General features: G+C 38.0%; 18 protein-coding genes, 4 tRNA genes and 1 other RNA gene. 8 read left to right on the top strand and 15 right to left on the bottom strand.

Annotation, left to right across the window (positions count from 1 at the left end; genetic code table 11):
- Position 1: 1 nt before the first annotated feature.
- Together thyX and EXM22_RS14110 are read right to left on the bottom strand one after the other, a co-directional pair.
- Positions 2-838 carry an FAD-dependent thymidylate synthase gene (gene thyX, locus EXM22_RS14105; protein ID WP_149487138.1) on the bottom strand — a complete coding sequence of 279 codons (837 nt, stop codon included), beginning with the start codon at positions 836-838 and terminating at the stop codon, positions 2-4.
- A gap of 35 nt (positions 839-873) precedes the next feature.
- Positions 874-1,494 (bottom strand): YigZ family protein, encoded by a 621-nt coding sequence (locus EXM22_RS14110; protein ID WP_149487139.1) that lies wholly within the window; start codon positions 1,492-1,494, stop codon positions 874-876.
- A 184-nt stretch (positions 1,495-1,678) separates the two neighbouring features.
- Here EXM22_RS14110 and EXM22_RS14115 point away from each other — a divergent pair, with 184 nt between their 5' ends.
- Positions 1,679-3,103, top strand: a complete 1,425-nt coding sequence (locus tag EXM22_RS14115; RefSeq protein WP_149487140.1) for an MGH1-like glycoside hydrolase domain-containing protein — start codon at positions 1,679-1,681, stop codon at positions 3,101-3,103.
- A 46-nt stretch (positions 3,104-3,149) separates the two neighbouring features.
- Here the strand turns inward: EXM22_RS14115 and recR are convergent, their stop codons facing one another.
- The 9 genes from recR to EXM22_RS14160 form a co-directional block, all read right to left on the bottom strand.
- On the bottom strand, positions 3,150-3,737 hold the full coding sequence (recR, locus tag EXM22_RS14120; RefSeq protein WP_149487141.1) for a recombination mediator RecR: 588 nt from the start codon (positions 3,735-3,737) through the stop codon (positions 3,150-3,152).
- Between the two features lie 2 nt (positions 3,738-3,739).
- The gene (locus tag EXM22_RS14125) at positions 3,740-4,060 is read right to left on the bottom strand and encodes a YbaB/EbfC family nucleoid-associated protein (RefSeq protein WP_149487142.1); all 321 of its coding nucleotides are present in this window, start codon (positions 4,058-4,060) and stop codon (positions 3,740-3,742) included.
- Complete coding sequence (locus EXM22_RS14130; RefSeq protein ID WP_149487143.1) at positions 4,057-4,590, bottom strand: hypothetical protein; 534 nt, start codon at positions 4,588-4,590, stop codon at positions 4,057-4,059. The genes EXM22_RS14125 and EXM22_RS14130 overlap by 4 nt, the downstream gene beginning before the upstream one ends.
- Entirely contained in the window at positions 4,559-5,764 is a 1,206-nt protein-coding gene (gene dnaX, locus EXM22_RS14135) for a DNA polymerase III subunit gamma/tau (RefSeq protein WP_149487144.1), read from the bottom strand. Before dnaX ends, EXM22_RS14130 begins: the two co-directional genes overlap by 32 nt.
- 69 nt (positions 5,765-5,833) lie before the next feature.
- Positions 5,834-5,932: signal recognition particle sRNA small type (gene ffs / locus EXM22_RS14140), an RNA gene on the bottom strand.
- Between the two features lie 20 nt (positions 5,933-5,952).
- Positions 5,953-6,037 (bottom strand) — tRNA-Ser (locus EXM22_RS14145).
- 41 nt (positions 6,038-6,078) lie between these two features.
- Positions 6,079-6,152: transfer RNA gene (locus tag EXM22_RS14150), tRNA-Arg, on the bottom strand.
- Between the two features lie 5 nt (positions 6,153-6,157).
- Positions 6,158-6,244, bottom strand: a tRNA-Ser gene (locus EXM22_RS14155).
- A 54-nt stretch (positions 6,245-6,298) separates the two neighbouring features.
- A tRNA-Ser gene (locus EXM22_RS14160) sits at positions 6,299-6,383 on the bottom strand.
- A gap of 119 nt (positions 6,384-6,502) precedes the next feature.
- Between EXM22_RS14160 and EXM22_RS14165 the strand changes: the two genes are divergently transcribed.
- Positions 6,503-8,659 carry a DUF4954 family protein gene (locus EXM22_RS14165; RefSeq protein ID WP_149487145.1) on the top strand — a complete coding sequence of 719 codons (2,157 nt, stop codon included), beginning with the start codon at positions 6,503-6,505 and terminating at the stop codon, positions 8,657-8,659.
- Here the strand turns inward: EXM22_RS14165 and EXM22_RS14170 are convergent.
- Complete coding sequence (locus tag EXM22_RS14170; protein ID WP_210411495.1) at positions 8,656-9,540, bottom strand: ParB/RepB/Spo0J family partition protein; 885 nt, start codon at positions 9,538-9,540, stop codon at positions 8,656-8,658. The genes EXM22_RS14165 and EXM22_RS14170 overlap by 4 nt on opposite strands.
- The gene (locus tag EXM22_RS14175) at positions 9,533-10,306 is read right to left on the bottom strand and encodes a ParA family protein (protein WP_149487146.1); all 774 of its coding nucleotides are present in this window, start codon (positions 10,304-10,306) and stop codon (positions 9,533-9,535) included. The genes EXM22_RS14170 and EXM22_RS14175 overlap by 8 nt, the downstream gene beginning before the upstream one ends.
- A gap of 125 nt (positions 10,307-10,431) precedes the next feature.
- On the opposite strand from EXM22_RS14175, the gene EXM22_RS14180 reads away from it, so the two are divergent.
- Positions 10,432-10,656 carry a NifU family protein gene (locus EXM22_RS14180; RefSeq protein ID WP_210411496.1) on the top strand — a complete coding sequence of 75 codons (225 nt, stop codon included), beginning with the start codon at positions 10,432-10,434 and terminating at the stop codon, positions 10,654-10,656.
- 118 nt (positions 10,657-10,774) lie between these two features.
- Positions 10,775-11,854, top strand: coding sequence for an adenosine deaminase (gene add, locus EXM22_RS14185; protein ID WP_149487147.1), 1,080 nt, complete (start codon positions 10,775-10,777; stop codon positions 11,852-11,854).
- Between the two features lie 504 nt (positions 11,855-12,358).
- On the opposite strand, the gene gyrA is transcribed toward add, so the two are convergent.
- A complete protein-coding gene (gene gyrA, locus EXM22_RS14190; protein ID WP_149487148.1) occupies positions 12,359-14,884 on the bottom strand; it encodes a DNA topoisomerase (ATP-hydrolyzing) subunit A in 2,526 nt (841 codons plus the stop codon).
- Between the two features lie 20 nt (positions 14,885-14,904).
- A complete protein-coding gene (gyrB, locus tag EXM22_RS14195) occupies positions 14,905-16,812 on the bottom strand; it encodes a DNA topoisomerase (ATP-hydrolyzing) subunit B (RefSeq protein WP_149487149.1) in 1,908 nt (635 codons plus the stop codon).
- A 377-nt stretch (positions 16,813-17,189) separates the two neighbouring features.
- On the opposite strand from gyrB, the gene dnaA reads away from it, so the two are divergent.
- The 4 genes from dnaA to EXM22_RS14215 all read left to right on the top strand — a co-directional run bounded on the left by dnaA (position 17,190) and on the right by EXM22_RS14215 (position 21,503).
- Positions 17,190-18,548, top strand: coding sequence for a chromosomal replication initiator protein DnaA (dnaA, locus tag EXM22_RS14200; RefSeq protein WP_149487150.1), 1,359 nt, complete (start codon positions 17,190-17,192; stop codon positions 18,546-18,548).
- A 333-nt stretch (positions 18,549-18,881) separates the two neighbouring features.
- Positions 18,882-19,988 carry a DNA polymerase III subunit beta gene (gene dnaN, locus EXM22_RS14205; RefSeq protein WP_149487151.1) on the top strand — a complete coding sequence of 369 codons (1,107 nt, stop codon included), beginning with the start codon at positions 18,882-18,884 and terminating at the stop codon, positions 19,986-19,988.
- Positions 19,989-19,990: 2 nt separating this feature from the next.
- Positions 19,991-21,073 (top strand): DNA replication/repair protein RecF, encoded by a 1,083-nt coding sequence (recF, locus tag EXM22_RS14210; protein WP_281289877.1) that lies wholly within the window; start codon positions 19,991-19,993, stop codon positions 21,071-21,073.
- Complete coding sequence (locus EXM22_RS14215) at positions 21,066-21,503, top strand: DciA family protein (RefSeq protein ID WP_168203521.1); 438 nt, start codon at positions 21,066-21,068, stop codon at positions 21,501-21,503. Before recF ends, EXM22_RS14215 begins: the two co-directional genes overlap by 8 nt.
- The last annotated feature ends 37 nt before the right edge of the window (positions 21,504-21,540 follow it).

Raw genomic sequence — 21,540 nt, forward strand, 5'->3', positions numbered from 1 at the left:
ATTAAAGTTGTTTGTGATCTTTCAATTTTACTTCAAACCGTTCCAGGTCTTTACCGGTCAGAGGATTTTCCTCTCCATTCATGACAAGACTCAAAGCGTCCAGTTCTGATGCGGAGAATCTGACAGATCCCCGAATATGATTATCGAAAGCTTCCATGGCGATTGGACAAACAAGGGATACGAGTCTGTGAATTTCTTCGGCATAAACTCGTATTTCCATCTGAGCATGGGCATCCATTCTCAATTTCAGGAAATGAAACATATTTTTAAGATCCATCTGCCAGTACCATTCTGTATAAAGGCTTAAAGGCAGGTTTATCCTGGCAAGCTCACGTGCAACATTTTCATCAAGCAAAGCACTATAGTTATCATAGACCTGTTTCTGTTCATCTTCCAGGAGAGTTCTGACTCTCTCTTTTAATTCCGATGGAATTTCATCGGTGGAACGTCCCTGTTTGTTATCCTGACTTTGAAATGCTATATCCTCTGGGTCAGGAACATAAAATTCATTTTTCATAACACTGTATCGTCCGGAGATCTCATTGACTCGGGCCGTTCTATGCCTGACCCACTGACGGGCAACAAATATGGGCATCTTGGTATGAAAAGTAAAAACAACCTGCTCAAAAGGGGATGTATGCTCATTCCTGAGAAGATAGTTGATCAGCCCTTTGTCTTCCCTGAATGACTTTGTTCCACTACCATAGGAGACTCTCGCCGATTGAACAATCCTATCATCACTGCCCATATAATCAACGAGACGAACAAATCCTTTATCCAGTACGGGAAACTCCTTATCCAGAACAGCCTCTGCTTCGGGAATACTGCTATGACCCATGATATCTCCTTCAATCCGATTTATTGAGCTGTATTTTAATTGCTATCGCAATCCTGTACAACAAGATCCACTCTTCCGCTAGAATATTCCTGGATAAGATCCCGACAGTTGTCGACATTTTTTTCGGGAACCAGACACATCATTACAACGTTTTCTGAAAATTCTTCACGAATATCTTTTGCTTCTACGTCCAGAAGGATTGCCTTAATACTTTCAAATTGACCATAACTGCACAGAAGTGAAACATTTGAATAATTCAGCTTCTCTTCTGTCTTTAGCCCATCTAGAACATTTTTTGCAGCCTGGGTATATGCACTGACCAGTCCCCCTGTTCCCAGTTTTGTTCCTCCGAAGTATCTGATAACAAATAGAGCGATATACGTAATCCCACTGCCCTTTAAAACTTCCAACACTGGACGTCCAGCCGTTCCATGGGGTTCACCATCATCACTCAACCCGTAGAGAGTTCCCAAATCTCCTAAAACAGAAGCCCAGACAACATGTGTCGCTCCCGGATACTCCTGTCTCAACCGTTTCAAATGTCCTCGAACCTCCTGCTCATCTTGAACGGGATATACCAGGCTAATGAATTTTGATTTCTGAACTGTAAACTCTGTTTCTGCTATTTCTGAGGGGATAATAATTTTTTTTAACATTTTTTTCCTGTTTTATAAAAATGTACTATAATTTCCTATAGTAAATAAAGTCAAATTCATGCTTTACCACATCCTTTAGCGGCTCAATTTCTGTCCCCTGAACATTGTGTAAATGATGAATTTATTGTATTATACGAAATTCACAATATTGATTTTTAATTTATGCAGCTGCTGAGGAGCGATAGTGATAAAAAAAGATTTTCCTAAAGTACACTATTATGATCAGGACTTTGTAGATATTTACAACCGGTCATGGGCGTGGATACAGGATAACTGGTTTAAAGGAGATTCTGAAAATAGACTAAAAAACAGTTTCTTCAACCATAAGGAGAACACAAGTGTGGACCTTTTTGAAACCTGTATGTCCACCTTTTTCCTAGTGTATTACAATATGAAATACCCTGTGGCTCCCATGCTTGATAACTTTTACTTGTTACAGGAAGAAAATGGAGCCATCCGGTCCAATTACAGTGTAGAAACATCTGAACCTGTTTTTACTGAGGGTAACCCAGAAGGAGCCTCACCACCCCTTTTGGCATGGGTGGAATATAACCTCTATCATAAAGTAGGCCAGAAAAAGAGAATTAAAGAGATAATGCCCCATCTTGAACGATATTATACCTGGTTGGATGAGACATTTAAGGATCAGGATTCCGGTCTTTATGAGGTTCCTCTCGAAGCGACGAAAATGACCAATTCTCCTCGATCTAAAATGAAATTCGCCGTGGACTTCAATTCTCAACAGGCACTGAACTCTCTTTACATGTCTGCTTTGGGTGATATTCTGAACGATAAAGAACTCAGCTTCAAATATAAGAAACAGTATTTTTCACTAAAAACCAGAATCAATACCCTGATGTGGAATCAGGATGATAATCTATATTACGATTTAGATGAGGATCTCGAACAGGTACAGGTTAAGACCGCAGCCTCTTTTTGGCCTCTCCTGGCTGAAATACCAAATGAAGCCCGGGCGGAAGGATTAATTGAAAATCTCAAGGATCCTGATTCTTTTGGTACAGATAATCCCTTTCCTTCTCTTGCAGTCAGTGAACCGGATTTTGATAAGAAAGGTAATGGATTCTGCGGTTCCGTATATCCCTTTCTTACCTTCATGATCATCAAAGGTCTTGAAAAATACGGGCGATATGATTTTGCCAGAGAGTGCTCTATCCGTCATATGTACTATATCCTTGATACATTTCATCCTGACGGCAACAAAAAAGGAACTCTTTGGGAAGCGTATTCACCAATAAGTGAAGGCCCTGCCATCTGGAAGGATGAGAATCAGGAAAATAAACAGCTCTTCTTGACCTATGCAGCCCTATCAACAATAACCCTTATGATAGAAAACATTGTTGGACTCTATATCAGTCTTCCCCGTAAAACGGTCGACTGGATAGTACCGACTCTGGAACTCATGGGAATAGAAGACTTATCATTGAAACGGAATATGATTACCATTTTGAGCAACAAGAGTGGTCGTGGATGGGAAATTAGACTTGAGTCTGAAAAATTGTATTACTTTACAATTGATATTTTGGGAGAGAAGAAGAAAACACTTCCAATTCCTTCCGGGAAATGCTCAATGCTCATAGACAAACTATAATTGAAATGTATTTGAAAAGCCTGATTCCTAGTGGATCAGGTTTTTTTTAGTAGTTCATCCTTCCTTTTAAGGCCCTGGAAATACTCATCTTATCAGCATATTCCATATCGCCTCCTACAGGTAGACCAGATGCAATTCTGGAAATTTCGATCTCTTTGCCTTCCAGAAGATGTTTTATATAAAGAGCTGTTGAATCACCTTCCAGAGTCGGATTTGTTGCCAATATCAACTCTTTGACTCCCAGAGTGTTAATCCTGTCCAGGAGGCGATCAAATCCAAGCTCTGTGGGCCCTATGCCGTCTAAGGGGGAGAGAACACCGTGGAGGACAAAGTAGAGGCCCTTATAGTCTCCTGTGCTCTCTATCATCATAATATCCTGTGATTCTTCAACAACGCAAAGAGTCAATTCATCCCTGTCTTTTGAACTGCAAATGCTGCATAATTCCTCTTCGGTATAATTTCCACATTGGCTGCATTTGTGAATTTTTTCTTTCAATTCTGCAATGGACTGTCCCAGAACTCTGTTGTAAGATTCCTCCCCTTTAAGGAGTGAGTAAGCCATACGAGAAGCACTTTTCTTCCCGATACCTGGAAGTCTGGACAAAAGGACTATTAGATTCTCAAGGGTGTTCATACTCAGATCCCTGGAAAACCCGGAGGCAGGGGCATACCGGAAAGTTCAGAGACTTCTTCTCTAATTTTTTCTTTGATTTTGATCGTGGCTGCAGAACATGAGGAAACAATCAACTCTTCCAACATCTTCACATCCCGGGGATCAACAGCAATAGGATCTATGGTAAGCCCCGTAATTTCCATCTGTCCATTGATCCTGACTTTTACAAGTCCACCGCCGGAACTGCCTTCTGCTTCAATGGTTTTCAGCTTCTCCTGAACTTCTCCCATTTTGCCTTGCATCTCCTGCAAATTTTTCATCATATCCATTGGATTAAAACTCATACCGAACTCCTGTTAATAATCGTTCCACGGAATATATTCCGAACAAGTTCAACCTGCTCTTCTATCTCTTCATCTACTGACAAATCTTCAGATTGATTGATAACCGTTTTTAAACTCACTTCCCAACCAAGCTGTTCTTTTATAATATTTTCTATTTCCCTGCTTTCCTTCTCAATGAATGTGCTTTCAAAGGGGCTATCAAAACTGAGAGACAGGTTTGGATTCTCAAAATTCCAATGCCTGGATTTTTCCATTGCCGCAGCGAGAGAGTGACGGTCTTGTCTGAGAGCCTTGAGAATCTCTTTTTTCATTTCCTCAAGAGAAGGAATCGATTTCGTTGATGTTTCCAAAGTTGTGGTAGGTTCTGCCTTAGGAGGAACAGAAATAGGCTCTGTTTCTACGGGTATTGAATCAGCTGAGGGACCGGAGCTGAGAACAGAATGAGAAGACTCTTTACGGCTCTGCAACTTCTTGTTGAACGCATCTGTGAGACCCGCCTCAGGCTGTTTTAATTTTTTTTTTAGCCTCATCCTGTGGAGGATGAATATGAACGGAAGATGAATTTTCAAGTTGATCCTTCATGCGTCCCAGTTCTTCAAGGAGGGCCTTAGGATCAATATGGTACCGGATTGAAGACAAACGGCTCACCAACAACTCAAGTTCAAATCGTGGATTCAGAGAATATCGAATATCCCTGAAAAGCTTGATCACTTCTTCCAGAGCCCATTCAATCTGTCGTGAATTCAAAAGTTCAAATACAATGCTGGAAAAGCGATCTGCCGTATAACCCAGTAGAGATTCTTTTTTAACACCATGAAATATGAACAGAACATTTCTCAAATACTCTGCCAGGTCTATGATGAATTGCTCAACAGAAACTCCACCGGAAAGGATCGTATCTAAAAGATCCATAGATTCCTCAGTCTTTTCCTCCACTAACAGAGTGATAAGATTGTTCAATTGGTCCATTCCAATAAGACCAAGTTTTTCTCTGATTTTATCTAAGGTAATGTGACCATCTGAAAAAGAGACTATCTGATCAAAGAGAGTATAGGCGTCGCGAACGGAACCGGTTGCTTCCCGGGCAATCCAAAAGAGGGCATCCTCATCAAATTTGACCGCAATTTCATCACAGACCGCTGCCAGGAGTCTTTTAATCTCACTCACCTCTACCAGCCTGAAATTAAACTGCTGACACCGTGAGCGGATTGTGGCCGGCACTTTATGAATTTCAGTCGTCGCAAATATGAAGATGATATATGGAGGTGGTTCCTCTATTGTCTTTAACAGTGCATTAAAAGCACTGTTGGAAAGCATATGCACCTCATCAATGATATAAATCTTATATCGTGAGCTCCCTGGACCAAAGAGAACTTCATCCTTGATTTCACGGATGTCATTTACACCTGTGTTGGAGGCCCCATCAATTTCGATGACATCCATGGAATTTCCACGGGCTATTTCTTTGCAATTGGAACAGACACCACAAGGAGTGATAGAAGCTCCCCTTTCACAATTGAGAGAACGGGCTAAGATTCGGGCCGAAGAAGTTTTTCCTACCCCTCTAGGTCCTGAAAACAGATACGCATGAGCTATCCTATTATTTTCAATTGAGTTTTTAAGAGTCGCTACAACAAAATCCTGGCCGGAGAGTTCCACCAGAGACTGAGGTCGTTTCCGTGAGGCAGTTACTTCAAATTCCATAGTCTTTTATTATATCTGAAAGGTGGTCAGTCATCAAGCTTGAGCAAAGGACAAAAAAATCCCCTCAGCTCCTCTCAAGCGAGCCATGGCACATCAAACAACCGCTTACGGCTGCTACCTTCCGATCCTGACCGGGTTGGGCGGTGTTCAATTGCATGGAGCCTGAAAATCAACACTGAAGGGAAATACGGAGAAGGGGGGATTCGAACCCCCGGTACCTTGCGGTACATACGCTTTCCAAGCGCACACCTTCGGCCTCTCGGTCACCTCTCCAAAAAATTAATGAAATAAATCAGAATAGACTCACTCCAATATATGCCCAAGAGGGTTCGAACCTCTGACCTTCAATTCCGCAAACTGACGCTCTATCCAGCTGAGCTATGGGCACATGTTCGGAGAGGGGGGGATTCGAACCCCCGGTGCGGTTACCCGCACAACACCTTAGCAGGGTGCCACCTTCGGCCACTCGGTCACCTCTCCTGGTTTGTTTTTCAACCAGAATAATAATTAAGCATAAAATGTGGTCTAAAACTACGGAGAGGGTGGGATTCGAACCCACGGTAGGTCTCCCTACGCTGGTTTTCAAGACCAGATCCTTCGACCGCTCGGACACCTCTCCAAAAACCGTAGGTAAAATTATCGTAAGTCCAAATCTTTGTCAAGTCTAAATACAATGAGAGTTCTAGGGACTTCGTATTTTATGATTGCTATAGCTGGTTTTTTAAATATAATGATGAAATGAATACGATTAAAAAACACGCATTAAATGAAATCGGTATCGGTTTTATCCCCCGGGAATTCCTTCCTGATGGTAAAGATGAATACTATATAAGAAATAGACAATTAGAAGAGACAAGGACATACAAACAGCTCTCAGCTCAAGAGATAGAAGTTTTAGTCAAGAATTCCAACTCAGCGGATGACTGGAATACAATATATGTAACAGAGAATTTTAATCCGAAACTGGTAAAGAACAACCAATTCCATGGATTGATACGAATTGGCGATCTTGAAAATTTGTATCTTGAATTCCATGATGTCCCTTTTCCGGTAGGTATTTATAATTCAAAAATAATCTCCTGCGACCTCGGCACCAACGTCTCTATAAACAATGTGAACCTTCTATCCCATTACATCATCGAAAATGAAGTCATTCTCTTGAATATAAACGAACTGATAACAACCAATTATGCAAAATTTGGCAATGGAATATTAAAAGAAGGTGAAGAAGAATCAACTAGAATATGGATTGAGATTGCCAATGAAAACGGAGGCAGAAAAGTTCTCCCCTATAATGGTATGACTGCGGGTGATGCCTGGATATGGTCACGATTTCGAGAACGTGAAATAATTATGGACAAGCTAAAGCTATTAACCCAGCGATCTTTTGATAATAAACGGGGCTATTACGGCAGAATCGGCACTAGATCAGTACTTAAGCACTGCAGAATTCTTAAAGACGTTACCATAGGTAGCGATGCCTATATCAAAGGCTCGAATAAACTCAAGAACCTGACCATCAACAGCAGGGCTGATTCTCCCACCCAGATCGGGGAAGGGGTAGAACTTGTCAATGGCATTATCGGTTATGGATGTCACATATTCTATGGAGTAAAAGCCGTTAGATTTGTAATGGATGACCATACCAACCTGAAATATGGGGCACGACTAATTAACTCATTTCTGGGATGTAATTCAACGATTTCATGTTGTGAAGTTCTAAATGCATTGATCTATCCTGGACATGAACAGCATCATAACAGCTCTTTCCTCTGTGCCTCTACCGTACTGGGACAGAGTAATATGGCCTCTGGTGCAACAATAGGATCTAATCATAATTCCAGAGGTAATGACGGTGAAATTCTCGCCGGACGGGGATTCTGGCCTGGATTGAGTACGAGTCTCAAGCACAATTGCCGTTTTTCATCTTTTAATCTCCTTGTGAAAGGAGCCTATCCTTTTGAAATAGTGAATCCCCTACCCTTTTCACTCATATCAAACGATGAGAGTCATGACTGCCTACGGATCATTCCTGCCTATTGGTTTAGATACAATATGTATGCACTGGCTAGGAATGCCTGGAAATATGAAGACCGTGATATGAGAATGGAAAAAAAACACCTCATTATCTACGACTATCTGGCACCGGATACAATCAATGAAATTTTCGAAGCCATGGAGATCATCAGAATACAGCTTGAACACAGCGATGAGTTCAAACAACAGGAGACCTTTGCGACTCCCCATGACTATCTGTGCCATGAAGATCTTCCGACTCTGCATGCAGATCATTTCGAGCAAGGGAAGCGATCGGTTCTCATATTAAAGCCCTGTGAAGCATATAGGGAGTACAGAGATATGCTTCTCTATTATTGTGTCAAAACAATCGTCACCTCAAATATGGATGTATCAGGACTTCTAAAAAAACTGCAGGGCAGCGGGAACAGAAGCAGCTGGGATAACGTTGGCGGTCAATTAATTAGAAAATCACGTGTTATGAAATTTTTAAATGATGTTGAAAATGATCTTGTTGGTAGCTGGGATGAAATTCACGAGTTCTACCTCTCAGAAGCTCAGAAATACCCCAAAGAAATGCTTGAGCATTCTATTTCATCTTTGAAAGAACTGCTGCATTTGGATAATTTGAAGGAAGACACGGCTTCTATACAGAATATTTTAGACCGCAGTATCCATATCAACAAAAAAATAAAAGACAGATGTTATGAATCACGCCTGAAGGACTATACCAATCCCTTCAGGAATATCACATTTTCAAGTGAAAAAGAGAGAGATGCTGTCATCGGTAAACTAGAGGATAACAGCTTTATCCAAAAGACTCTTGAAGACTCCCAAGACCTGGAGAAATTAATTATAAAAATGAGAAAAAGCCTTTAGGATATCAGGTCAAAGATTCTTTCAAGATCATCTTCAGAGAAATAAGAAATCTCAATTTTCCCCTTTTTGAGATTTCCTTTGACTTGAACTCTTGTACCAAAATGGTCAATGAATTTTTGTTCTATACCCAGTATTTCTGGAATTTTATTCTTTGGTAGAGCAGCTTTATCCCGATTCTGAAGACGTTTCCCCTGATTGAGGTCCTCTACCATCTTTTCAGATTCCCTCACAGACAGCCCTTCATCTCTGATCCTGGAATGAAGGATTTTCTGATCAGCAGGATTCAAAACAGCCAAAATGGCTCTGGCGTGACCCGCTGTGATGATACCCTGACTCAATGAGGCCTGAATATCTTCCGGTAAATTCAAAAGACGGAGACTATTGGCTATGGTCGAACGTTTTTTACCAACCTTGTTAGCAATTTCCTGTTGGCTCATATCCAGAGATTCCATAAGATTTCTGTATGCCTGAGCTTCCTCAATGGCCGTCAGGTCCTCACGCTGTATATTTTCAATCAGGGCAATTTCAAGCTTTTCCTCAATTGAAAAATCCCGAATAATGGCTGGAATTGACTCTCTCTCAGCTAAAACAGATGCTCTAAAACGGCGTTCACCTGCTACAATTTCGTACCCATCACCAGATTTCTCTACGATGATAGGCTGTATGACACCCCTGGACTTAATAGAATCCGCCAACTCCTGAAGTGATTCTTCGCTGAAAGTTTTTCTTGGTTGATCAGGATTTGTAATGATTGATGCAATAGGAATATCTTCTACTGAATCTCGAAGATCTGAAGGAATATCTACTTTATCCTGCGTACTATCATCCAGGCTGAGCAGGGCATCAAGACCCATGCCTCCCAGGGCTTTTTTCTTAGACACGTGCAATGACCTCTTCGGTTAATTTTTCATAGCATTTAGCACCGATACAGGCGGCATCATAAAGATTGATGGGTAATCCATGTGAAGGAGCTTCAGAGAGACGTATGTTTCGAGGTATCACAGTATGAAAGACCATTTCCGGATGCTGTTTAAAGGTTTCCTGAACACTTTTTATGACCTCTTTTCCCAGATTTGTTCTTGAATCATACATTGTAAAAATAATACCGCCGATTTTTAGATCCGGATTAACTGATTTTTGAATTCGTTTAATCGTCATGGAATACATGTATTTCAATCCCTCTAGAGCAAAATACTCACACTGGAGAGGAATGATAACCGTATCGGCTGCTATAAATCCATTGATTGTGAGAACTCCCAAAGAAGGAGGGCAATCAATTAAAATATAGTCATAATGACTCTTTAGAGATGACAAAGTCTTTTTAAGATACTGTAAAGACTCTTTTTTATCCGCTTTGCTGAGTTCAACAGTAGCACCTGAAAGATTTAAATTGGATGGAAGTATGTCCAAATTCTTTTGAGGTGTTTTCTGAACAGCCTTCTCAACAGGGATTTGTTCCATCATAGCCTCATAGATGCTGTTCTTGGTATCGGTGATGCCAAGACTGCTGGAAAGGTTCCCTTGAGGATCAAAGTCTACCAGAAGCACGTTATGACCGGCCTCTGCCAAATAAGCACCAATGTTAACAGTGGTGGTCGTTTTACCTACACCGCCTTTCTGATTTGCGAATACCACTACTTTTGCCATAGTCAGAATTATATCCGAACAGTTATTTCTTGTCACTTCAATCAGTGAATGTTGACCAACAAGTTTATATTTTATATTTTAAAGTTCTTATTTATCAAGAAATGACCAAATCAGGAGATATAAAAATGTTAACAGAAAAAGTTAAAAAAGCTCTGGAAGATGTAAGACCCTCACTTCAAGCTGACGGTGGAGATATAGAATTGGTAGAAGTCAAAGAAGACGGAACCGTTATGGTCAAGCTTCAAGGGGCCTGTGCAGGATGTCCAATGTCTCAGATGACTCTCAAGCAAGGTGTTGAAACCTATCTCAAAAAACAGATTCCTGAAGTTAAATCAGTAGAGTCAGTTTAAATTCTTTTTTATAGCACTTTGTTCCGATAATTTAAAAAGCTTGATTTTTTTATTTTATGCTTTAAATTTCTAGGTACGCTCTTAATTGAAGGGCTGGAACCTTGCTAAGGAATTACTAATGAGTGCTATAATTCAAAGAGAATTCAATAAATCTTTACTGGAAAACGATTTATTATATACTTTCCCTAAAATCGAACTCCATAGGCATCTGGAGGGTACATTCGATATTGATACCCTTTATGAGCTTTCAATCAAAAATGATCTGGATACACCCAGAGATAAAGCTCTTTTCAAAGAGTATTGTCAATTTCCAAAAGATCATGAATCTGATTTTTTATTATTTCTCGCTAAATTTCATAACAATTGGTACAGATCTCTAGATGATGTATATAAGGTTGTTTATAACTCAGTTATTAAAATTGTAAATGAAGGAGTTCACTATATTGAACTCCGTTTTTCTCCAGAACATTTTTCTTTGGAAAACGATTTTAACCGATTGGATATCACCAGACTTGTGATTGAAGCAGCCGACGCAGCGGCAAAAGCCAGCGGTTTAAAAATTAAATATATTTTAACCTTCAATCGGGGCAAGCAGACCGCACATGAAATGCTTGAATTATATAAAAAGATGTTGGATCTCAATATTGATAGTATTGTTGGTGTAGATCTGGCAGGGGATGAAACAAATTTCCCACCGGAACTGTTTTGTGATTTTTTTGATGCTGTGAATGAGATTGGCATGCATAAAATAGATATCCATGCAGGAGAAGTAACAGACTCAAAACAAATTTGGACAGCCATCGATAAGCTTCATGCCCATAGAATTGGTCATGGGGTCTCCACAATTTATGATGAAAAATTACAAAAAGAACTCATTGATAGACGCATTTATCTTTGCCAATGTGTCATTTCAAATTTCCAAACAGCATCATGGTCAGACACAGCGACACATCCTATTGCCAGACTCTTTAGAAAAAATGTTCCTGTTTCCATTAGCTCTGATGATCCCACAATACAAAATGCTTCCCTGGTGGATGATTATACGACCATTATTAAAAACTTTGATTTTACATACCAGGAATTGGTCAAAATCAATTATAATACTATTGAAGCATCTTTCCTTACTTTTGATCAAAAAAATAAGATGAAAGAAGATTACTCTAAGGCTTTGGATCTCTTCGTCAGTAAGAATTCCTAACACCTTTTCCACAGGTATAATTTTACATTTTTTCGTAACTCAATTGAATTAATTGTATTAATTGCATAGATATATATTATTGAGTATTTATATATCTATGTTTTATCCCCATTTTATACACAAGTCTTTCCTCTCCCAGCTATTAAGTAAAACACAATTATAAATAGGAAGTTAGAATTCAGATAGACAGACTATCCTATTGCTTCTTGACCTGTCCATTCTCATACTATTTCCAAGTTATTGGGCCAGAAATTTATTACTTCAAAAATTAAACGGGCACCTTAGCTTATAGCTCGACAGTACATAGACTAGAATGATCCAGTATTGTTATGTGATTTTTGTTTTTCTGAAGAGATAGAACATCATGGATCTTAGAATTGTGACGAGCATATGGCGGAATAAAAGAATGTTTCACGTGAAACAAAAAGGCCGCAGTCATCAAACTGCGGCCTTACAAATTTTTTATTCAATTGTTTCACGTGAAACATCAGTTGATTATGATGCTTACTCTTCCTCTGAGCTATACTTATCTTCTAATACCATTTCTTCTTCATCTGCTTCTATGGCATCATCCATCTCTTCCGGTAAATCTTCATCTTCGTCCTCATCGTTCTGCTGTACTGCAACTCCAACAAGTGTATCATTATCATTGATATTAACAATCCTGACACCGAAGGCATTTCTACCAATAATGGATATGCTATTCAAGTTGAGTTTAATAGCTTTTCCTAGGGTTGTGATACATATAAGAGAATCTGATTCATTAACTGACAGTGCAGCCACCAGAGATCCAGACTTTTTATTGACATTATAGGCTCTCTGACCCTGAGTCCCTCTTCCATGAGGATTGAAATCATCAAACTTGGTTCTTTTTCCATATCCCTGTTCTGAAATTAGGAAAAGATCATTTTCTTCTGAAACACAGGCGACTCCAATCAAAATATCATCACCATTTAATCGAATACCCCGCACTCCATGGGAGTTTCTTCCCATACAACGCACAGATTCTTCAGGGAATCGTAATCCCTTTCCATTTTTAGTAATGATAATGACGTCATTCGTTCCATCAGTTAGTTTCGCTGAAACAAGATGGTCACCCTCATCAAGATTTATGGCAATGATTCCTCTTGTCTTGGCATTTCTAAAATCATGGGTTGATACTCGTTTAACAACACCTTTTTGTGTCGCCATAAACAGGAAGCTATTTTCAGAAAAATCTTCCAGTGGAACCATTGTCGTTATTTCTTCATCGGGTGCAAACTCAAAAATAGTCTTTAAATGTTTTCCCCTCGATGCACGGGATCCTTCTGGTATTTCATACACCTTTAACCAGTAAGCTTTTCCTTCACTTGTAACAAAAAGGATATAACTGTGGGTAGAAGCCAAAAAGATATGTTCAATGAAATCACCATCTTTCAATGTTGCAGAGTTAGAGCCTTTTCCTCCTCGCCCCTGCTCTTTGTATGCTGTAAATGGAATACGTTTGATAAAACCTCTATTTGAAATAAGAACGACCATGTCTTCTTTTTCTATTAGATCTTCCATATTCATGGATCCAATTTCTTCTACTCTTATTTCAGTTTGTCTTTCATTTCCATATTTCTGGGCAATTTCTTTTGTTTCATCTTTTACAACACCCAGTATTTTATGCTCATGTGCCAGCAAATCTTCCAGATAATCAATAAACTTCATTATCTCTGCTAATTCATCAAGAATTTTTTGAGTTTCAAGGCTGGTCAATTTCTGAAGGCGCATATCTAAAATGGCTTGTGCCTGGAGTTCGCTGAAGTCAAACCGTTCCATAAGGTTGGCTCTGGCAATATTGACATTGGCAGATTTCTTGATGATTTCTACGACTTCATCAATATTTTCAAGAGCTATCTTAATACCCTCAAGTATATGAGCCCTGGCTTTTGCTTTTTTAAGATCATATTCAGATCTTCTTCTTATAACGATCTGTCTATGTCTTATGAAATAATCAAGGAGATTTCTGAGTGTGCAAACCTTGGGCATGCCATTTACAAGTGCCAGGTTGTTCACACTAAAATTAACTTGGAGATTTGTATGAGAAAATAGGAGGTTAAGTACAACCTTTGGAGAGACGTTTCGTTTGAGTTCCAAAACAATTCTCATCCCTTTTCTATCTGATTCATCACGGAGGTCAGAGATACCCTCAATTTTTTTCTCTCTAACCAACTCAGCAATTCTTATGACAAGATTCGCTTTATTCACCATATAAGGAAGTTCTGTCACAATAATTGCATCTTTTTCAGAAGTCATTTCTTCAAGATGGTATTTTGCTCTGACAGTGATTTTTCCTCTTCCTGTCATGCAGGCCTGTCTAAATCCCGTTCTACCGAATACAACAGCCGCTGTAGGAAAATCTGGACCCTTTACAATATCTAGTAGACCTTCAATATCGATATCCGGGTTATCAATTACAGCGCAGATGGCTTCACAAATCTCATTAAGGTTATGAGGAGGCATATTCGTAGCCATCCCAACAGCAATACCGCTTGCTCCGTTAACAAGAAGCATAGGAAATGCAGTAGGAAGGATGATTGGCTCCTTCATAGAATCATCGTAGTTAGGACCAAAATCAACCGTATCTTTTTTGATATCCATCAATATGGCTTCAGATACTTTTGCTAGTCTTGCTTCTGTATACCTCATAGCAGCCGGAGGATCACCATCTACGGAACCAAAGTTCCCCTGACCCTGGACAACAGGTACCCGTAATGAAAAATCCTGAGCCAACCGAACAAGGGCATCATAAATAGACTGGTCGCCATGGGGATGAAATTTACCGAGAACATCACCAACAATACGACCACACTTTTTATAGGCAGTATTATATCTTAGTCCCATTTCACTCATAGAATAGAGAATTCGACGGTGAACCGGCTTTAATCCATCTCTGACATCAGGTAGAGCCCTGCTAACAATAACAGACATGGCATAATTCAGATAGGATTCTTTTACTTCATCTTCAATGGCAATTGGAAGGATTTTTCCCGTATTATCCAGCACGTTTGACTCCTGTGAGGCTATTAAATATCAAGGTTAGATACGGTTAAGGCATTGTCTTCAATAAACTTTCTCCGTGGAGGTACATCTTCACCCATGAGTGTAGTAAACATCTCATCGGCTGCAACAAAGTCTTCCAACCTAACCTGTTTCATCATTCTTGTCTCGGGATTCATAGTAGTTTCCCAAAGTTGATCCGGATTCATCTCACCAAGACCTTTATATCTTTGCATACTGATTTTTTCTTCAGGAACATCAAGCGTCTTGATATACTCATCCTTTTCAGCATCATCATATACATAGTGGGACTTACCGTTAGCTACAATTTTATAAAGTGGGGGCATAGCAAGGTATACATGGCCTCCTTCAATCAGAGGTTTCATATAGCGGAAAAAGAAGGTTAAAAGAAGTACTCTGATATGGGAACCGTCAACATCAGCATCCGCCATTATAATAACCTTATGATATCTTAATTTTTCAATATTGAATTCATCCCCTAGATTTGTTCCCAGGGCAGTTATAACCGGAAGCATTTTCTCGTTGGATAAAACCTTTTCTAATCTGGTCTTTTCAACATTGATCATCTTCCCCCACATTGCCAGAATTGCCTGAAATTTTCTGTCTCTACCCATTTTGGCAGAACCACCAGCAGAATCACCTTCCACGAGGTAGACTTCACAGTTACGGGGATCTTTGTCGGCACAATCAGCCAGTTTTCCTGGAAGACCGGAACTTTCAAGAAATCCCTTTCTTCGGGTAAGGTCCCTTGCCCTTTTAGCAGCGGCTCTGGCTTTGGAGGCTGTTATTGATTTATCAAGAATTATATCGATAACTTGAGGATGTTCTTCTAGGTATGTAGTGAGTCTTTCACTGACTATGGAATCTACAATACCTCTTACTTCTGAATTCCCTAATTTTGTTTTTGTTTGACCTTCAAATTGAGGTTCCTGCACTTTAACAGATATGACACAGGTTAATCCCTCTCTGACATCATCACCGGAAAGGGTTTCATCCACTTTTTTCGAAAGCTTAGATTTTTTTAAAAAATCATTTAGGGTTCTAGTTAAAGCCGCTTTAAATCCTGAGAGGTGAGTACCACCTTCTCTTGTATTAATATTGTTCACATAAGAAAATATTGTGTCGGCATATCCTTCATTGTATTGAAGTGACAACTCAAGAATTACATTGTCTTTTTCAGATTCAAAATATACAGGTTCTTCAAATAAAGGTGTTTTTGACTTATTTAGATATTCTACAAAGGATCTTACTCCTCCTTCAAATTTAAAAGATCGTTCCTTTGCAGGAGTAATCCTTTCATCAACTAAATTTATCTCAATTCCCTTATTTAGAAATGCTAATTCTCTTAGTCTGTTTGATAAAATATCAAAGGTATATTCGGTGACATCAAAAATGTCTTTATCGGCCTGAAATCTAACAACGGTTCCTCTTTTTGTAGTTGACCCAATTATCTTTACATCTTCTTCAGGAACACCTATTTTATATTTTTGATAATGAATAATACCTTCTCTATGAATGGAAACTTCACACCATTCAGAAAGAGCATTAACAACAGAGACACCAACACCATGGAGACCACCAGAGACCTTATAGGAATCTTTGTCGAATTTTCCACCTGCATGGAGTTTTGTCATAACTACTTCAAGGGCACTGATATTCTCAACGGGATGTATATCAACAGGAATACCTCTCCCATTGTCTACAACCCTGATAATATTGCCTTCTTCTATAAAAACACTAATATTATCACAATGTCCTGCCAAGGCTTCATCTATACTGTTATCAACTACTTCATAAACCAGATGATGTAAACCATCAAGACCAGTAGAACCGATGTACATACCGGGTCTCTTGCGAACAGCCTCCAGACCTTTGAGTATCTGAATTTGCTGAGCATCATAGTTTTCCTGCATATTTATACCTAAAATTATTATTTGAAAAGATTAAATAAGTATATAGCTGCATCATAAAAAAGTAAAGACGATAGACATGCTTGTCATAACAGTTAAATTCACCTAATATACTGCTCAATCTACTTGTTGATAAATTGTGGATAAGCATATTTAATTTTATATATCATAACTATTAATAATTGATCCAATGGATCTTTTTTAATGAAATTTTATCCACAATCCTGTGGATAAAGCAATTAAGTATCTACTACGTATTATTTTAAATGGAAATTTATGTTATAAAATAAATCATTGATATTTTTTTCCATTTTTCTATTTTATAATTTAAAATGATAATAAAATCTGTGGATAAACTGTTAATGGAGTTTTTAATTTAGATGAATGAATTTGATTACAGCATATTCTGGGAAGAAACTATTAAGCAACTCAGAGAAGAAAATGAATTATCAGATCAAGAATACAATATGTATTTTCAAAGCATTCACTACATTGAATCGACCAGAGACAAAATTATTCTCAGTATTCCATCCCGATTTATCCAATCGCAATTAAAACAACGATACAATGCAATCATAGAAACACGTCTATTTGAGCTTTCCGGTATTGAACTAACTCTTGATTTTGAAATTGAAAATAGAAAAAAAGACCAGGAGAAAACTCAGTCCCAAGAAACAGAGAGCCCGGAAATTCAAGAAAAAGCTTATGAACCCCATCCTCAATTGAGAGAAGATTATACATTTGATAATTTTGTTGTTGGAAATAACAATTCCTTTGCAGCCAATGCCTCAAGGGCCATAGCTGAAAATCCCGGTTCCAAATACAATCCCTGCCTGATTTATGGAGGGGTTGGCCTTGGAAAAACTCACCTTATGCAATCAATTGGTAATAGTATTCATAAACATAAGCCTGATATGAAGGTTGTTTATATACCGGCTGAAACCTTTATTAATGACTTTATTGAATCTATAAACACAAAAAAACAGACTCACTTCAAAAATAAATACAGAAATGCCGATATCCTCCTGATTGATGATATTCATGATTTACAGGATAAAAAAGGAACCCAAGAAGAACTGTTTCATACCTTCAATGCCCTATACGATGCCAATAAACAGATGGTCTTCACTTGTGACCGACCTCCATCAGAACTTAAGAACTTCGCTGATAGACTAAAAAACAGATTTGTCAGAGGTTTGAATGTAGATCTTCATCCACCAAATTATGAAACCAGGTACGCCATACTCAGAAAAAAATTGGAAGACAGAAATGTAGCTATCTCTGAAGATATTCTTGAATTAATCAGTGAGAATATAAATACAAATATCCGAGATCTCGAAGCTGCTCTCACCAGCATCGTAGCCTATGCCGAACTCGTACAAAAAGAAATTACGCCAGAAATAGCCAAACAACAGTTAAAACAGTTTTTCTCCAGCCCTATTCAGACAAATATCACCATCGATAAAATTCAGAAACAGGTATCAGAATATTTTAATGTGACCCTGAGTGATATGAAGGGGAAAAAGAGAACAAAACAAATTACTTTCCCAAGACAAATTGCCATGTTTATCATCAGGGAGATTACAGATTATTCCACAACTGAAATTGGCCTCGAATTTGGTGGCAGGGATCATACGACTGTAATGCACTCATGTCAAAGGATTGAAGATAGAATTAAAACAGATTCCACAATAGAGCCTACAGTTCAGGAGTTGATTCGCTCGATTAAGGAAACATAAACCCTGTTGATAAGCCTGTGTACAAATCTTAATAACCGACTATATTGGTGAATAAATCATATATTTCACAGATTAGATTGTATTCTGTGCATAAGTGATCAATTTAACACCCAGCTTATTAACAGGGCTAATTTGTGCTATTCTAAGTTTTTAAGGGCTGAATTCACAAATTCACAGGCCCTACTATTACTATTACTCTTTTATTATATTAATAAGTAATAAGAGAGTATTTATAAATCTGTGCAAAAGGCATATGAATAATCTAAATTTTATCCTATACAACAGAGGATTATTTTTTTATTATTCTTTATATAATATGAACAGGGGATACAAATGAAATTTATCTGTGATAAAAGCGTAATTGTAAAAGAGATTTCTATCGCCCAGGAAATTATCTCTTCAAGAAATGCACTCTCTATTCTATCTAATGTACTTATAGAAGCTCATGATGATGCTCTTATTATAAAAGCGACTGATCTTAAAGTTGGATTTGAAACCAGAATACCCGCTATTATAGAAATTCCAGGAAGTACTACTGTATTCTGTGATAAATTTCTGGGTATTCTAAGATCTCTTCCCGATGGTGAGATAACATTTGAACAAAATGAAAATGAAAGATTAACGATCCGTCCTCTAGATAAGAAAATTGTTTTTGAACTGAATTGTATTACCGCTGAAAAGTTTCCTGAGCTTCAAAGCATAGAAGATGACAGCTACTTTGATATTTCACAGGAACTCTTTAATTCAATGATTTCTCAAACCATTTTTTCCATCTCAGTAGATGAGGCTCGTTACTTTATGAACGGCGTCTATATGGAAAAAAATGATAATACTCTTCTGATGGTTGCTACTGATGGTAGAAGATTATCTTACATTTCTGCAGATCCTGAATCTGAGGTAAATGATTTCAAGGGAGTTATTATTCCTCCCAAAATTCTTAACCTGATTAAAAAGCTATCTTCAGGGGAAGGAAACCTGTCACTGGCTGTTACGGAAAAAACAATTTATGTAAAATTTGATAACCAAAAAATTACTTCTACATTGATTGAAGGTCAGTTTCCAAATTTTTCAAGAGTCATTCCAGAAAGCCAGGAGTACAATGTCATTCTTGAAAGAACTGCTCTTAATGAAGCTCTAAAACGTGTATCTCTCCTTGCAGAACAAAAATCTAAGAGAATTTATCTGACTTTTAGCGAAGGAAATCTAAACTTAAAGTCTGAAGAAAGTGAAATAGGTATGGCTGATGAAGATATCGCCTGTGATTATTCAGGAGAAGAAATCCGATTAGCAGTAAACTATATATATCTTCAGGATCCGCTTAAAGTCATAAAAGATGACTTACTTAAGCTGGAGTTTTCCGAAGCCAATAGAGCTGTGACACTTAAATGTAATCCCGAAGCTAATTATTTTCATATTATCATGCCTATGCAGATGGACTGACATTGGGTTTTACTTCTGTAAAGTTCAAAAATTTTAGGAATTTGGATGAACAGGAAATTGATCTTTCCCACAAAGAAGTCTATCTCATAGGAGAGAATGGACAGGGAAAGACTAATTTTTTGGAACTCCTCTACTTTCTTTGTTACGCTTCTTCTTTCCGGAACAGAAATGATAAAACATTGATTCGGGAAGGAGAAAACAGTCTATATTTGTCCGGACAATTTCATCACACATCTGATTTTATATCTAATAGGCTTGATATCTCTCTTGATAACCACCAAAAAAAAATAAAGTTAAATGGCAAAAGTGTGACAGACAGGAAAGATATCCTTTCCAATATGCCTTGTATTGTCTTTTGCCATAATGATATTTACTTTGTAAATGGAAGTCCTGATAAGAAAAGAATTTATATGGACCAATGTTTGAGTCTTCATGATTCATTGTATATAAACGATTTAAGACAATTCAGGAAAATTTTAAAAGAAAGAAATTTTCTCTTAAAAAAGGGTGAGAAATCAATGCTTTCAGTGTATACCACCCAACTGATCGATAAGGGTTTTCCTATCCTAGAAAAGAGGAAAACCCTTTTTAAGTTTTTAAATGAAAAATTTCCTGAATACTACAAACTCGTTAGTGGAACAGATCTGGATTTAAAAATTTTATATAATGCTTCATGGAAGGAAATTGATAAAGTACAAGTTTTTGGTATGATGGAGCAGAAATTAGAAAAGGAAATACAATATGGTTTGACCTTATCAGGACCTCACAGAGATTCCTTTACTGTTATGCAGGATAATAAAAACTTCAATGACTATGCATCTACAGGCCAATTGAGGATTGTTTCCCTTCTGTTACGGATTCTTCAATCGGAGTACTATCAGGAAGAGAGCGGTAGAAATCCAATATTATTAGTAGATGATGTTCTTCTGGAACTGGATAAGGATAAAAGAGAGAGAATGATGTCATTATTTCCGAGGTATGAGCAGATTTTTTATACGTTTCTTCCTGGATATAAGAATGAAATTAGTGAAAATTCACTTTCTTTCACTGTCAATAAGGGAAAATTGGAGAAAAAAAATGGATAAAGCAGATCAAATCATCTCCAATCTTTTTAATATTCAAGGAAATTCTGAATCTAAGGGATATCGAGAAGCTTACAAGAACTGGAAAAAAATTATCGGTGATGAGAGATTGTCAGATCATTGTAAACTGGAAGATATCAGTAATCATGCTATAAGAGTTTCTTTTGATCATCCCGGTTGGATTCAGGTTTTCAAGATGAATCAATCCAGGATACTGAAGAGATTAAATACCCAATATCCCAACTTTAGTATTACCTCAGTCAGTATGCATTTGAATAATGAAAAATTTGTACAGAACAAAGCAGAAGAAAAAAAGGAAATCAAACCCCCTGCAACAAAAAATCAGAGTTTCAATGGCGATTTAAAAAGTATAAATGATAATGAATTGAAAATGAGGCTTGAAAGCCTCAAGAAAACACTCCAGGGAAAGTAAAAATCTTCCGATTTATTTTTGGGATGGTCCAGCTGTT

The organism is Oceanispirochaeta crateris (assembly GCF_008329965.1).
Taxonomy (GTDB): Bacteria; Spirochaetota; Spirochaetia; order DSM-2461; family DSM-2461; genus Oceanispirochaeta; species Oceanispirochaeta crateris.